Source organism: Paenibacillus protaetiae, assembly GCF_004135365.1.
Taxonomy (GTDB): Bacteria; Bacillota; Bacilli; order Paenibacillales; family Paenibacillaceae; genus Paenibacillus_AP; species Paenibacillus_AP protaetiae.
The window spans coordinates 462,404-475,811 of sequence record NZ_CP035492.1 but is presented as its reverse complement, the minus strand read 5'-3'; the positions used below and the strand labels follow the sequence as shown (position 1 = coordinate 475,811).

At 51.1% G+C, this 13,408-nt stretch carries 18 protein-coding genes and 1 tRNA gene; 11 read left to right on the top strand and 8 right to left on the bottom strand.

What is annotated here, in order from left to right:
- Window positions 1-55 precede the first annotated feature (55 nt).
- The 4 genes from ET464_RS02015 to ET464_RS02005 all read left to right on the top strand — a co-directional run bounded on the left by ET464_RS02015 (window position 56) and on the right by ET464_RS02005 (window position 3,910).
- Window positions 56-1,858 (top strand): DEAD/DEAH box helicase, encoded by a 1,803-nt coding sequence (locus tag ET464_RS02015; protein ID WP_129437803.1) that lies wholly within the window; start codon window positions 56-58, stop codon window positions 1,856-1,858.
- Window positions 1,855-2,502, top strand: a complete 648-nt coding sequence (locus ET464_RS02010; RefSeq protein ID WP_341869730.1) for a YqhG family protein — start codon at window positions 1,855-1,857, stop codon at window positions 2,500-2,502. The genes ET464_RS02015 and ET464_RS02010 overlap by 4 nt, the downstream gene beginning before the upstream one ends.
- Window positions 2,481-2,798 carry a YqhG family protein gene (locus ET464_RS20665; RefSeq protein ID WP_341869729.1) on the top strand — a complete coding sequence of 106 codons (318 nt, stop codon included), beginning with the start codon at window positions 2,481-2,483 and terminating at the stop codon, window positions 2,796-2,798. The genes ET464_RS02010 and ET464_RS20665 overlap by 22 nt, the downstream gene beginning before the upstream one ends.
- Window positions 2,799-3,010: 212 nt before the next feature.
- On the top strand, window positions 3,011-3,910 hold the full coding sequence (locus ET464_RS02005) for a hypothetical protein (protein WP_129437801.1): 900 nt from the start codon (window positions 3,011-3,013) through the stop codon (window positions 3,908-3,910).
- On the opposite strand, the gene ET464_RS02000 is transcribed toward ET464_RS02005, so the two are convergent.
- Complete coding sequence (locus ET464_RS02000; protein WP_129437799.1) at window positions 3,901-4,095, bottom strand: YqzE family protein; 195 nt, start codon at window positions 4,093-4,095, stop codon at window positions 3,901-3,903. The genes ET464_RS02005 and ET464_RS02000 overlap by 10 nt on opposite strands.
- Window positions 4,096-4,275: 180 nt before the next feature.
- On the opposite strand from ET464_RS02000, the gene ET464_RS01995 reads away from it, so the two are divergent.
- Window positions 4,276-5,040 carry an N-acetylmuramoyl-L-alanine amidase family protein gene (locus tag ET464_RS01995; RefSeq protein WP_244226633.1) on the top strand — a complete coding sequence of 255 codons (765 nt, stop codon included), beginning with the start codon at window positions 4,276-4,278 and terminating at the stop codon, window positions 5,038-5,040.
- Here ET464_RS01995 and ET464_RS01990 read toward each other — a convergent pair.
- Window positions 5,005-5,763, bottom strand: a complete 759-nt coding sequence (locus ET464_RS01990) for a divergent polysaccharide deacetylase family protein (RefSeq protein ID WP_129443988.1) — start codon at window positions 5,761-5,763, stop codon at window positions 5,005-5,007. The two genes, ET464_RS01995 and ET464_RS01990, sit on opposite strands and share 36 nt — an antisense overlap.
- A gap of 261 nt (window positions 5,764-6,024) precedes the next feature.
- On the opposite strand from ET464_RS01990, the gene ET464_RS01985 reads away from it, so the two are divergent.
- A tRNA-Leu gene (locus ET464_RS01985) sits at window positions 6,025-6,109 on the top strand.
- Between the two features lie 149 nt (window positions 6,110-6,258).
- Here ET464_RS01985 and ET464_RS01980 read toward each other — a convergent pair.
- The 3 genes from ET464_RS01980 to ET464_RS01970 all read right to left on the bottom strand — a co-directional run bounded on the left by ET464_RS01980 (window position 6,259) and on the right by ET464_RS01970 (window position 7,540).
- Window positions 6,259-6,453: a hypothetical protein gene (locus ET464_RS01980; protein ID WP_129437797.1), complete on the bottom strand. Its 195-nt coding sequence runs from the start codon at window positions 6,451-6,453 to the stop codon at window positions 6,259-6,261.
- Between the two features lie 109 nt (window positions 6,454-6,562).
- Window positions 6,563-6,889, bottom strand: coding sequence for a hypothetical protein (locus ET464_RS01975; protein WP_208543920.1), 327 nt, complete (start codon window positions 6,887-6,889; stop codon window positions 6,563-6,565).
- An 81-nt stretch (window positions 6,890-6,970) separates the two neighbouring features.
- Window positions 6,971-7,540: a xanthine phosphoribosyltransferase gene (locus tag ET464_RS01970; RefSeq protein WP_129437793.1), complete on the bottom strand. Its 570-nt coding sequence runs from the start codon at window positions 7,538-7,540 to the stop codon at window positions 6,971-6,973.
- A gap of 196 nt (window positions 7,541-7,736) precedes the next feature.
- Here ET464_RS01970 and ET464_RS01965 point away from each other — a divergent pair, with 196 nt between their 5' ends.
- Window positions 7,737-8,417, top strand: coding sequence for a hypothetical protein (locus ET464_RS01965; protein WP_129437791.1), 681 nt, complete (start codon window positions 7,737-7,739; stop codon window positions 8,415-8,417).
- An 88-nt stretch (window positions 8,418-8,505) separates the two neighbouring features.
- Window positions 8,506-9,549, top strand: coding sequence for a YkvI family membrane protein (locus ET464_RS01960; protein ID WP_129437789.1), 1,044 nt, complete (start codon window positions 8,506-8,508; stop codon window positions 9,547-9,549).
- Between the two features lie 112 nt (window positions 9,550-9,661).
- Here ET464_RS01960 and ET464_RS01955 read toward each other — a convergent pair whose 3' ends face one another.
- A complete protein-coding gene (locus ET464_RS01955; RefSeq protein WP_129437787.1) occupies window positions 9,662-10,822 on the bottom strand; it encodes a glycosyltransferase family 4 protein in 1,161 nt (386 codons plus the stop codon).
- Between the two features lie 126 nt (window positions 10,823-10,948).
- Here ET464_RS01955 and ET464_RS20155 point away from each other — a divergent pair, with 126 nt between their 5' ends.
- Complete coding sequence (locus ET464_RS20155) at window positions 10,949-11,353, top strand: hypothetical protein (protein ID WP_244226632.1); 405 nt, start codon at window positions 10,949-10,951, stop codon at window positions 11,351-11,353.
- Window positions 11,354-11,376: 23 nt separating this feature from the next.
- Window positions 11,377-12,138 carry a GGDEF domain-containing protein gene (locus ET464_RS20150; protein ID WP_244226631.1) on the top strand — a complete coding sequence of 254 codons (762 nt, stop codon included), beginning with the start codon at window positions 11,377-11,379 and terminating at the stop codon, window positions 12,136-12,138.
- A 73-nt stretch (window positions 12,139-12,211) separates the two neighbouring features.
- Here the strand turns inward: ET464_RS20150 and ET464_RS19960 are convergent, their stop codons facing one another.
- The gene (locus ET464_RS19960) at window positions 12,212-12,412 is read right to left on the bottom strand and encodes a zinc ribbon domain-containing protein (RefSeq protein WP_244226630.1); all 201 of its coding nucleotides are present in this window, start codon (window positions 12,410-12,412) and stop codon (window positions 12,212-12,214) included.
- Window positions 12,413-12,742: 330 nt separating this feature from the next.
- Between ET464_RS19960 and ET464_RS01940 the strand changes: the two genes are divergently transcribed.
- Window positions 12,743-13,006: a hypothetical protein gene (locus tag ET464_RS01940; protein WP_129437785.1), complete on the top strand. Its 264-nt coding sequence runs from the start codon at window positions 12,743-12,745 to the stop codon at window positions 13,004-13,006.
- Between the two features lie 93 nt (window positions 13,007-13,099).
- Here ET464_RS01940 and ET464_RS01935 read toward each other — a convergent pair whose 3' ends face one another.
- Window positions 13,100-13,339: a cold-inducible protein YdjO-related protein gene (locus tag ET464_RS01935; protein ID WP_208543886.1), complete on the bottom strand. Its 240-nt coding sequence runs from the start codon at window positions 13,337-13,339 to the stop codon at window positions 13,100-13,102.
- Window positions 13,340-13,408: the final 69 nt, after the last annotated feature.

The following is a 13,408-nucleotide window of genomic DNA, read 5'->3' as shown; positions in this document are numbered from 1 at the left end:
TACTAGACCAATTGAAATTCGAGTCATTTTACAGCATTGAAAGGAGCGCTCATCCATGACTAACTCAGCAACGCCTCCGCAAGGCACATCTTTTGTCCAGAAAAAGCTCCATCCGCTCGTGGATTTGCAATGCGACCGTGGCTGGTTCGAAGAGCTGCAAAACCGTGTTGCCAAAAATGGCCCGTGGGACGATTGGAGCTTGTACCAGCTGTCGGTAGAAGCGGAACAAGCCAAGCTGATTGAAAGCTTTGACCAGCTGCAATCCCTTCGCCTGCTTCCTGCCATCGAACCGATGCCGCATCAAATCAATACCGCTCGCAAAGTGGTTCACGAAATGGGCGGCAGGGCGATACTCGCGGACGAGGTCGGCCTGGGCAAAACGATTGAAGCCGGACTCGTGCTGAAAGAATATATGGTCCGCGGCCTCGTTCGCCGCGCGCTCATTTTGGTTCCGGCATCGCTTGTGCTGCAATGGGTGCGCGAGCTGAACCAGAAGTTCGGCATACCCGCCATCGCCCAGAAAAAAGAATATACCTGGCAAAATGACATCGTTGTTGCGTCCATCGACACGGCCAAACGGGATCCTCATCGCGATATCGTGTTAGGCACCGATTATGATCTCATTATTATTGATGAAGCGCATAAGCTGAAAAACAAAAAAACGACCAACTACCAGTTTGCCTGTCAGCTGCGCAAAAAATATTGTTTGCTGCTGACCGCGACGCCGATGCAAAACGATCTGGACGAGCTGTACAACCTTATTACGCTGCTGAAGCCGGGACAACTGGGCGGACAAAGCGATTTTGCCGCCAATTTCGTCGTTGACAAACGGCTGCCCAAAAACGAAGACCAGCTGCAGGAAGCTTTGTCCGGCATTATGATCCGCAACCGACGGGGTGATGGGGATATTCATTTTACAAGGCGCTTTGTCAAAAACATCCCGCTTACCCTGTCGCCTGAGGAGCAGGCGTTATATAACGCGGTGACCGGGTTTGTCCGGGAGCGGTTCGACGAAAGCGGCGGCGATCTGACGAGCATGCTGTCGCTGGTAACGCTGCAGCGGGAGGTGTGCAGCAGCAGGGATGCCGTATTCCTGACGCTGGTCAATCTGTTCAAAAAGACCGCCGAAGACTCTCCGCTCCGTCCGCGTATATGGGAGCTGGTCGAGTTTATCCGCCAAATACAAGCGAATACGAAAGCGGAAAAAACGATGGAGCTTATTCAGCAGATGGACGAGAAGGTGATCATATTTACGGAATACCGGGCGACACAGGAATATTTGCTTAACTTTTTCCGGGAGAAAGGCATGATCGCCGTGCCTTACCGGGGGGGCATGAACCGAGGCAAAAAGGACTGGATGATGGATCTGTTCCGCGGCCGCGCCCAGGTGCTGATCGCAACGGAAGCCGGCGGCGAAGGCATTAACCTGCAATTTTGCCACCATATGATCAACTTCGATCTGCCATGGAATCCGATGCGGGTAGAGCAGCGGATCGGACGCGTACACCGGCTGGGCCAGACGGAAGACGTCAAAATTTACAACCTGTGCACGCTCGGCACGATCGAGGAGCATATCGTCCATTTGCTGCATGAGAAAATTAATCTGTTTGAGCTGGTGATCGGCGAGCTGGATCATATTCTGGAGAAGCTGGAGCACGGAGACGAATCCATTGAGCAGCGGCTTGCCAGAGCGATGCTGGAAGCCGGCGACAACAATGAATTGCGCGAGAAAATCAGTCAGCTTGGCTCATCAATCTCCTCCCGGCTCCGGGAAGAAGAAAGCCACAGCGGCGTGCTTAATCCATCCACGTTCCGCGCTTTCGACGGTTTGGGACAAACGGTGGAGGTGCAGCCGTGAACGAGAAGCAGGTACACAAATTCGTGCAGCGTTATTTAGATGCAACTGGCTGCCAAGTGCTTGAGAAATCCCCGCATCACTTGGTGGCGAAGCTGTCGCCGCAAGCGGACCGCGAGCTGACCAACCGGCCGTATTATTGGGGTTTTGTCGACCGGACCGGCGCCGAACCGGAAACGATGACTTTTTTGTTCGTGACGGATAAAGCTAAATATGATGCGGTTCAGGAGCAGCAAGGGCAGCAAAAGCAAGCGGAATCCGGCACTGCTGACGCCGCTGCCGAATCGGCATTATCCCGATCGTTTGGTTTCTTGAACCCGTCGGCTCTCCAGCATTCGCGGGTTCCGCGTGAGGACGTTTATTTCGGCTCGCGCAAGTTGGAGCAGCTGTTTGGCGCGGCCAGATCCCAAGGCAGCTACGTCTATTTGTTTCAGGAACCGGATAGACGGCAGCAGTTCCCGCTGCAATCAACGCCTTATACGGCATGGCTTGGCGTTAATATACGCGTCGAATTCGCTTGCGACCGCAAACGCGAGGAGATTCACTCGTTTGGCGTATCACTGGCGACAGGCCGGCTGATGGAGCGGTTTCATGACCGGCTGCTGGAACTGAAGCTTACCCCCGCTTGCCCGCCAATATTTATGTGACGAAAAACGGCTTATCCTTCGGCAAAGCGTTAAGCATAATTGAACAGACATTGGAGCGCAAGCTGAGGGATTACGATTACAGCTGGGCGGAAAGCGCATCGGCAAGGCTCGCCGAAGAGCTGTCGCAGGTTGACTCTTATTACGAACCGCTGCTGAAGCATGCCGAAGGCGAGCGAAAAGACGCCATTCAAGAGCAATATGATCAGCGCGTGGCGGAAATCCGCTGGCAATACGAGCCGCGCGTGACGGCATCCGCCATTAATTGCGGCATCTTTCATTTGGAAGGCATCGAATAAAGAGGCGATCAGACGGAATGAGACGCGATTCGCACCGATACGGCAAAAATAGAACCCGAAGCTTCGCTTCGTGCCTGACAGGTTGCAACAGTATTCTTTCTGACGAATTGCTACAATGAGACAACAGCGGAGAAGCGGACAAGCGCTGCTTCCCGTTTTTTAGACCGGATATGCCCATTACAGCGATTTATAGAGACAGGAGGTTAAGTCGAATGAGCCTTTCGAAGCGATACCGGTTTACGGTAATGTTGTTGTTGCTGCTGCTCGGAACGGTAAGCGCTCCCTTCAATTGGACAACTTACGCCGCGCCGGACAATACAGGCAGCATCCCTACCGAGGTGGAGCAATCGGCCAAAGAATGGATCGCCGCCATCGCCAAGCAGCCTGAATTTGCAAGCTGGAAGAACGCGTCTTATTCCATTAATCCGCTCGGGCCAGGCACGCATGGCTGGCTGGTTATTGTCCGGAAGGACAACGGCAGCGTCGGTTACCTGGTCGTCAATGCGGTTGCCAACAATAATGTACAGCAATACCAATTAGGCGAATATGGGCTTGGCCGTCCCCCATTTGATGCTTCAATGCTTGAGCTGGCGCTAAAGCGCCTTGAACTTATTCCTTCATCTGCGGCTGTTCAGGATCAAATCTATGTTCATCCTTTAATGGCGGCTTGGAAGCTGGACGGGAAATATGCGGATGCTTTTAGCGGAGAAGGGCTGCCGGTAGACAGCCAAACCTGGGCGGCAGCACAAAGCGAAGAACAGCAGCGCTGGAGCGAATTGTTATTTCAACTCCCGGCTATCGGGCTGGCCGATATAACCGATTCAGCGGCGAATTCTTCTTTTAACCCTTATTACACACTGCCCTGGCTGCTCGGCCAACCATTGCCCGATACCGGGGAAGACAAGCTGAAGATGTTGTTAAAGGAGCATAAACAGCTTATTTATACATCCGAAAGCTTCGATCAGGCATACCGCTATGTGTGGGCGGTTACAGGATATCAGCAGTGGGCCAATCAAACGGTGTATGCCGCTCTTGAAGCAGCGGAAGCAGACGGCAGCAAGCGTTATATTCCGCTTCAGCTGCTCCATGAACTAGGCGGCTTCTACCTTTGACGGTGAACTTGCCTTCTCCACCATAACACGACGCCGTATGCCCCGACGCCAAACCATCTTGTCACCCAATGCTCGCGTTCGGCTTTCTCCTGCACTTTCGTTTGCTTGCGCTCCACGCGCGGCGTGTCCATATAGGTGACGAACCGTTGGGTCAAATATTTGATATATTCGTTTTCGCCTGCCATTATTTTCACCGCCTTTTTTCTCTGCCGGCAGAGGCGCCCGCGCTCGAGGCGCGGAATCTCTGACGGCAGCTTTTTGTTTATTTAGAGCATTCCCCGAAGCCGCTTGCCGTAAACATGTATGAGTTTGCCTCCGAAAAGCCACGCTACAACCATTGACTTCATCATGGCGGAGGAACCAAAATGCGATATCAACCAATGGCAAACGCCTTGATGGCGTTATGCCTGCTGTTTACCTTTGGCACCGCGCCAAGCAAGGCTGCAGCCGCTACTCCGGAAAGCGGAACAGCGGGCAGCAGCGAGGTGCAGGGAAGCGGACACAATAATGGAGCTGACAGCAGAGAAAGACTGCAGCTTCATTTGCCTTCTGCGGTTGTGCTTATTGACGCCGGCCATGGAGGAATTGACAGCGGAACATTAACAGGCACGATTTTAGAAAAAGACATAAACCTCGTCATTGCCAAAAAACTGTATCTGTTATTACGCAGCCAAGGTATCATTACCGTCCTGAACCGGACGGGCGATTATGCGTTAAGCGACGATAACCGCTGGCATGCCTCTTCATCGCGTCACCGTAAAGATCTGTCCCAGCGGCGTCAGCTGACGGAGGAAATTCCGACCGAGCTGCTCGTCAGCCTTCATGTGAACTGGACTAAAGACCGCTCGGAACGCGGGCCGCTGGTCTTGCACCAAAGCAGCGGCGAAAGCGCCCTGCTCGCATTTTGCATTCAGGATGCGCTGAACCGCCAGCAGCAATCCCGCACACTGCCGCGGGAGGGCAAACCTTTCTACCTGCTGCGGCGCGTTCAGCAGCCAGCCGTTATTGTGGAAATGGGTTTTCTCAGCAATGAAGCGGATCGCCATATGCTGACCGATCCGCTTCAGCAGAATCGTATTGCCGCTGCCATTGCTTCAGGCATCCGGCAATACAAATGGCTGACCCGGTGAAGCCGGCAGCATGCTGGATGCTTTGACAAAGTTAACATAATTCATCATGCCGGGGATCGACTGTTTCAGTACCCCGGCTGTTTTTTTGCCGGGAACGCCGACATGCCCGATTATAATGCAGCTGGAATGGGATTCCAGATGTTTCTTCAGCAGGCCGACTTGTTTAAAAATATGCTGCTCCGAATAAATATCATCCAGAAACAGCTCATTGGATACGAGCGGTACGCCTATCTCCCCGGCTACTTTCGGAATGACCGTTTTCCAAGTGGTGCGGCTGTCCAAAAAATACAGCCCTCTTTCCTTGCATACGGTCAGTATGATGCGCATAATCCGCTCATCGGCGGTGATTTTGGAGCCCATGTGGTTGTTCATCCCAATCGCATGCGGCACGTTATCGATCGCATTTTCCACCCGGCTGCGAATTTCGGCATCGCTCAGATCGGCTGTAATCGCACCGGGGCCAAGCCAGGATTTAAGCCCTTTGTTAGGCTCCATCGGCATATGAACAATGACATCGTGGCCAAGCCGGTAGGCCAGCTCCGCATCCTCTTTCGTCGTGGGCATAAAAGGCATAATGGCCGCCGTAATTTTGACCGGGAGCTTCAGCATTTCTTCCGTTCCGTCCATCCGGTTGCCGAAGTCATCGATTACGATCGCCACCTGCCGTTTGGCCTGCGGTTCGTTTGGTTGTGCTGCATAGGCTTGTCCGCCGCAGCCCAGCATCAACACAGCCGCCGCAGCCGCGATCAGGCGAGCCGCTTGCTTGAACCCTTCTCGCTTCTGCCCTTTATGGCGTAATGTACCCTGCTTCATATATGGCACCTTCCTCTTTCCGTATCGCGGCAAAGCCGCCTTTACAGTGTTTGTGCATCCGCCTAAAATTATGCCATTATTTTCTTGAGCGCTCGCAGCAAGTCGCAAAATGAAAGCTTGACTGCTTGTCCACCCCGGTGCTATATTAATAAATGTCAGTTTATTGTTTATGCGGTCGTGGCGGAATTGGCAGACGCGCACGGTTCAGGTCCGTGTGGGCTAACCCCCCGTGGAGGTTCGAGTCCTCTCGACCGCATCCTAAACCAAAAGAGCCGTCCTCAACGCAGGTTTTCAGCTGCTTAGAGGGCGGCTCTTTTTGGGCTTTGCGATAGAGAAGCGGCAAGCGGAAGCGCACAGGTCGTTTGTCGGAACAAAACCCGGAGCTTCCGCTATTGGCTGCTTGGTTTATTGACCGGCCGGAACGTAGCGGTAGCCCCTGCTCAGCTTGACGACACGCCGGCTTGGCTTCCGGATGACAACGGACTCCTCATCCCAAGCCACGATAATGCCGTATACATCATTGACTTCCATCTCATCACGGATAACACGGACCGTTTCGCCGCTTTGACGATAGCCGTCCAGCTCTTCCTCTGTAATCATTGCGATTCCTCCTTAGGCTTAGCCCCAATGCATATTGAAGCGGGTTATGTAAAAGAAAAACCCCTGCTTTAGCCAGGGCGGCTAAACGGGGTCTTATATAGAATGCGAGTTAACCAACATGTTCTTTGGAATCGTTGGTTTCGGTTTCGTACCATTCATCCAGCACGCGCGATGACATAACGCGTTTGTCAATGTATTCCGCCTGACGTTCGGTAAATTCGGAACGCCATTCCATATCCAATTCATTGCATAGCTTCACAATCGTAAGAAGCTCCGACCAGGCCACATAACGTTTATACCAGAAAAATTGCGGATGTTCAATCATGTACGGATACAGATCGTCAAATTCCGTATGCTTACAGTCGAGCGCGCGTTCAAAGTGAACTTTGGCGTCGGACAGTTTCGTATTCATAAAATCGTTTGACATGTTCTCCATCATTTTTTCTGCCTCCCCTCGTCACTTCTACATTATAAGCGAAAACGGCATACGGGAAAAGGAATTTCTAATTGGTACTTGTTACTCAAATGTAATTTCGCCGTTGCTCAAGGAAGAAATCCGAACGAGCGGCTCCAGCCGAACGCCTTGCTCACGCAGCGATTTCCCTCCGGATTGGAATGTTTTCTCTACCACAACGCCAAGCCCGACCAGATGCGCGCCCGAACGCTCGATAATTTTCACCAGCCCCCGCGCAGCATCTCCATTGGCAATAATGTCATCAATAAATAACAGCCGGTCATTCGGGGACAGATACTCTTTGGACACCATAATATCGGTTACGATGCCTTTCGTGAAGGAAGGCACACGCTCGCAATAAGCATCCGGATCGGCAATGAGCGTTTTTTTGCGGCGGGCGAACACCATCGGCACCTCCAGCTGCAAAGCCGTTGCGAAAGCAGCAGGGATACCGGACGATTCAATCGTAATAACTTTTGTAATCTGTTCTCCGGCAAATATGCGCGCAAACTCCTTGCCCATCTCCATCACCAGCTTTGGATCAACCTGATGGTTGATTAAAGCATCCAGACGCAATACGTCGTTTGACAATACATCGCCATGTTCGATAATTTTTTGTTTTAAAATGTCCATCGTTATCCAATTCCCTTCGACTACAAATTCCTTTTCGATAACGTACCACAATTCGTGCGATATAAGCAACCGGAATCATAGAACCCGCTTTACAGCAGCTTAACCTTTTCAAATCGCTTCAAAAAAAGAAACTTTTTCCATCTTTGGACGTTTAATGAGAAACGGCATTAACTGATGATTAAGGAGGCAGGAAGAGATGAAACGTATCGCCTTGCAGCATCTGCTCATAGGTTCTTCTGCGGTCCTGCTGCTGGCGGCAGCCGGCTGTCAGAGCAGTCCGCGCTATCTTCCTGAAAGCTCCGTTATGATAGGCGATCATGAGGTATACCCGGTGACCGACAGCCCGCAAAAATCGTATTTGGCCAATGTTCACAACGAGGAGAAGGGCGTCCATGCAACAGGTCCGGGCCAGACGCCCAAAAGCGGCGAGCAGGAACCCGTCAGCGGCGCTGCCGCTGAACAGCTTCATCCCGGTGCAAGCGACGCCTCTGCTTGGAATAAGGACAAGCCCGCCCTTATGAATATAGCCATCGGGGAATTCTTCGGCAGCTTGAAGGAGCGTTTCGGGAACCCTTCGGACAGCTACGACCTCCCGGACGGCGACAAAACGGTTACCGTTTACGAATATGAGGGATATTCTGTTGGCGTCAGCAGCGAGCAGCACGTTCAATTTATTGAAATTCATAGCAGCCTCATTCCGAGCGGCATCGGCGAACTTCAAATCGGTTCAACGCCGGAAGCCGCCATTCAAACGCTGGGCAAGCCTTCTTCCCAGACTGCTTACCGTTTAACCTACGAAGCTAAAGGCGCAAGTCTGCTGCTTGATCTGGATCCGGAAGCCGGCGCCGTCGTCTCGTTGAAACTGCTTTCCGATTAATGGCATGTTCCTGCTTCAACAACCTGTCATGCCCGTCCAACTGCTTTCATATGCTTAAATGAAAGCTTGAAGGAAGGACGGGCTCGCTATGCTGGGACGAACAGGTAAGGTGCTTCAAATTGCAGCCACCTATATTGGTACGGTGGTTGGCGCCGGTTTTGCTACGGGCCAGGAAATTATTCAGTTTTTTACCCGGTTTGGCTACTGGGGGACGGCGATGATTGCAGTCGCCACCGTGATGTTTGTTTGGCTGGGCATGAAGATGATGCTGCTCTCCAGTGAAATTAAAGCCAAATCATATGAGGATTTGAACAAAGTGCTGTTTGGCGAACGTTACGGACGATGGATCAGTCACTTTATGCTCTTTATTTTGCTTGGCGTAACTGCTGTTATGCTGGCCGGAGCCGGTACAATTTTTTATGAAAACTGGAATATATCTTACCAATCCGGGCTGCTTATTACGATGGTCGGCTGCTTCTTCCTGCTGCGTAAAGGGATGAAGGCCATATTGGCCGTTAATGCGGTTATTGTCCCGCTTATGCTGCTGTTCACCTTTCTTGTCATGACAAATACGTTTCATATGCCGGAATCGGACCGGTTCCTGACGCTGCCGACCGACCAGCCGTTCTGGTCCGCGCTTGCCGCTCCTTTCTTATACACCGCGTTTAACTTGTCCATGTCGCAGGCGGTGCTCGTCCCGCTTGGCGCAGAAGTAAACGACCGCAAGGCGATCATAATCGGCTCCTGGGTCGGAGGAGCGGGCATCGGGTTTCTGCTGCTGGCAGGCCACATTGCTTTATCGGCGCATATGCCCGGCGTCACGCAATACGAAATCCCCATGGGCGGCATTGCCAAACAGCTTGGCTACGGTGTGCAGCTTGTATATACGTTTCTTATTTTCGCCGAAATTTTCACAACGCTAATTGCAGATATATACGGCCTTGCCCTTCAGCTGCAGCAGCGGACGGGAGGCTCGCGCAGCCTGATTACATTCAGCATTCTGATGATCTGTTATTTGGCCAGCCAAATTGGCTTCGGCCCGCTTCTCTCGACGCTTTACCCTGTATTCGGCTTTATCAGCATGGGCTGGCTGTACCTAATGATCCGCAAACGAATGGCAAGACGCGTTTAACCTATAAGAGATAAATGCAGCTGCCGCACACAACTAAAAAAAAACGTCTGCAAGCGCTCCGAGTCAACAGCGGAGGCTAGCAGACGTTTTTATGCTTTATGCTTCATGTTAATCAGGTTTCCGGATCTTCCGCAGCAGAAATCTCCGCTTGGTTCAATGACAAGTAAACCTTCTTCAGCTGTGAAATGACTCTTGTAAGCGAGTAGGCTTTTTTGGCCCGGTCCCATCCGGAGCGCGCCAGTTCGTAGCGGAATGAAGGATCCACTACCATTTTCTCCATAGCATCGGCCAGCGCTTCCGGATCTTCCGGCGGCACAAGCAAGCCGTTTACGCTGTCTTCGATTTGCTCCGCAATACCGCCGACGTTGGTGCCGATCAGCGCGAGAAAACAAAGCGCCGCTTCCGCAAACACCGAACCAAATGCTTCCGCACGAGAAGGCAGCACAAACACGTCGAAAAACGGCATAAATTCCTCCGGATGAAGCATATAGCCGTAAAAAATAATATCGTCGTACAGATCGAGTTCAACCGCCATTTTTTCAAGTTCCGGACGGATCGGCCCGTCGCCGATAATATGGAGGACAAACGGATGACCTTTGCGCTTCAGCTCCGCGCAAGCTTTCAGCAAAACATCAATCCCTTTTGCGGGAACGAGCCGGCACACCGTAATAAACTGCGTAACAGCATTCTCATGCGGACTTGGCTTAAACCGCTTCTCATCAAATCCGTTAGGGATCACTTTGATTTTATCCGGCTCGTTAATATAAGGCGCGACGTAACTCCGGAACGATTCGGAGACGGTTAAAATTTTATCCATTTTCGCTTCCAGCTCGCCATATATCGCGGTTAAAAATTGATGCTCCACGCCGTGTTCTTTAATCCGGCCGTTCAGAATCAGCTCTCTTTCAAAGCTGGAATGGATGGTCATCATCACCGGCGTATCCGGATAAAGCTGCTTCATAACGAGCGCCGCGATCGGATGATGGGCATGAATGATATCGTACGATTTTTTGAGGCGCAGCTTGGTCCACCATACGTAATCCCGATACGTCTGCAAATACTTATCAATTATCGGACTGCTGCCGATAAAGGGAGTATGGTCGAACGTTTCAAATTTGACTTCTTCTTGTCCTTTGCCGCGCACTCGTTTCGGCAAGGAGAACAGTTCCATCTCCCAGCCCAGCTTGTTAAAGCGTTCTTGAATGTAAGGGACCATGGAGGACACGCCGCCCGGCTGCTCCGGGGGAAAAAACAAAGCTTGTAAAATATTCAACGTTCCTACCTCCTTGATCAGGCGAATAATCGCAGCCTATAGTGGCTGTTCAAATATAACTATGATATAGTAGAACATATGTTTCTATTATTGCAACATTATCAAATGAAGTAATGGTGGTTGCTCATGACAATTATAACATGGCTGGCAGGTCCAAATGGGCAAATTTTTTGCTCCGCTTCTGCTATCACGATTTTAGTGCTTATGCTTTTTATGTCCATCCGGCTTTACGCCAGCTATCGCAACAAAAAAAATTACAGGCTGCTTATTTTATCCATACCGGTATTCATGATCCAGCGCATTCTGGTTACGGCTGCTCCTTACAGCGGCCATGATGCGCATCCATGGCTGCAGCTGTCGGCTTCGCTGCTGCAGACCGCCGCTTTCATCAATATCAACTATGTATTGTTGAGGCTTTACGCCCAGCGGTCCGCCCGCTTGAAGGCAACGCCTTTTATTGTGATGACCGCCGCTGCGTTCCTGATTGCAGCCGCACAGCTGTTTTTCGCCCTCCGGGCGGCCGCCCGTTAAGCGAAGCAAGCGATCTTCATTTTTTGGCGCTTAATTTCTATGGGCTGATCGTAACGTTTATGATCTTGCTGGATACTAGAGGCGTAGAGCTAAACCTTAAATTTTCGGCTTCTTTAATTGTGTATTTCATTTATGAGCTTGCGAAGCTTGCAAACGATTATGTATTTCACGGCGAAGCGGACGGCTTGATCATACTGGACGGCGTGCTGCCTGTCGTTTATTTCTCGCTGCTGTTCCTGCTTCTATTCGAATGGGTGATCGAGCGGCTGCGCACGACGTATCAGTCGTCGATCACGGACGGGTTAACCGGCTTGTACAACCGCAGGCATTTTCAGTCCAAAGCAGATCAACTGCTGAAGCGATCCAAGGGCGTTGCCGTTATTTTTTGCGATATTGACAATTTCAAAAAATTAAACGACACACAAGGCCACCATAAAGCGGATGGTGTACTGAAGCAGGTATCGGAAATTATTAAAGAAGAATCAAGCGGAATCGGCACAGCCGGCCGGTACGGCGGCGAAGAGCTGCTTGCCTGCATTACACATGATCGTGTGAAGCCGGAGGCAGTAGCGGAAGCGATCCGCAAGCGGGTCGAGATGGAAACCATCGTTACAGTAAGCGTGGGCGTCGGTACGTCGAAGGATGCAAAAACCGTGCAGGAGATGGTCAAGCTCGCCGATCAGGCGATGTATCATTCGAAAACAACCGGCAAAAATAAAGTAACGTTATACAGCAAAATGCCAGGTGTCAGAACGCGTTCATCTTCCGCGTCGGTTTCCGGATAAGCAAAGAAAACAAGGCGTCCCTCGCTCAGCGGAACGCCTTGTTTTTTCGTTTTGCCATCCTGTATGCGTTGTGTTAGCCGCCAAACAAAATATCGAGTATCGTGCTGGCCCTTCCTCTTCCGTCCCCTGCCAGAATATCCGGGTTGTACACTTCTACATAGCCGCAGCTTAAGCAGGATACAAACAAATAATGGCGATGCTGAATATCCAGCCATTTGCTGATGCCGGCGCCTGTCATCGCCACTTCATTAACCGAACAAGTAGCCCCCTGCATTTGGAGCAGCGGAATTTCTGTTCAATAAGCTGTTCCAAATTTTCAGCTGGGGTGACCTCTTCAGCGTGCGCATGAACCGAATCCATATTTGCCGGTACGTCATTTTTACAAGCGGGGCAAGTCCTGTCGTTCCGAAGCTCCACTTCTTCATGACACCAAGGACAACGCATCTTAAGATGCTCCCTTCCGCATGCCGGCTGGCATGACATATTTGGTTTCATTATATTCGCAGCATCGCTGCAACTGAACGAAAGAATAGAAAGGAAACTGGTTTTGGAACAAGCCTTGCGGCGCATAGGTATGAGAGGACAATAATAAAGGAGGCCCGTAATGGTACAAGAAACAAGGACCGCAAAGCCGGTATTCGTCGCCATCCATCTCCCGCGAGTGATCGAAGGGACCCTTATCGATTATGCTGCCGGCTCTGCCTGCTTTTGGGCGATCCGGAAGGCGCTGCTGCCTTTTCCCGTCGCTTTCCTCGGCAGTATTGCAGGTCCGATGGCTATACGGCTCGCTATCCACCATATCCGCGAAAGGAACAAATCCCGCGCAGCGGCATCCAGGCGTAAGCTTATCTCCCCGCAATACCCTTAAGTCTTTGCTCCAAGCCCCCATGTCAAACCTAATCAATCTGCAAAAAAAAGAGCCTTCCCGGCTCGTTATGACCAGGAACAGCTCCTTGCATGTTTATTCATACTCGGATTTAGGCTTGCGGGGCTGTGCTTTCACCTTATTTTGAACCGCAGGCAAATGCCGCATACTCCTTCCCATCGGCCCTTTGCACATCGGGCACAATGGATCTGTGCTAATGAATTCATCTCTAATCCATGCTTTACAGTCTTGGTTTTTACATCTCCAAATTTTCGTAGGAATCAATTTTACCGGTGCGTCTTCCTTTGTTGCCACTGTTATTAACAACCCTTTCATCGCTCAAAACTAATACCGAAAAAATATATCATTTTGAGCACGGGCAAGTCAATGTCAACCAATATCCAA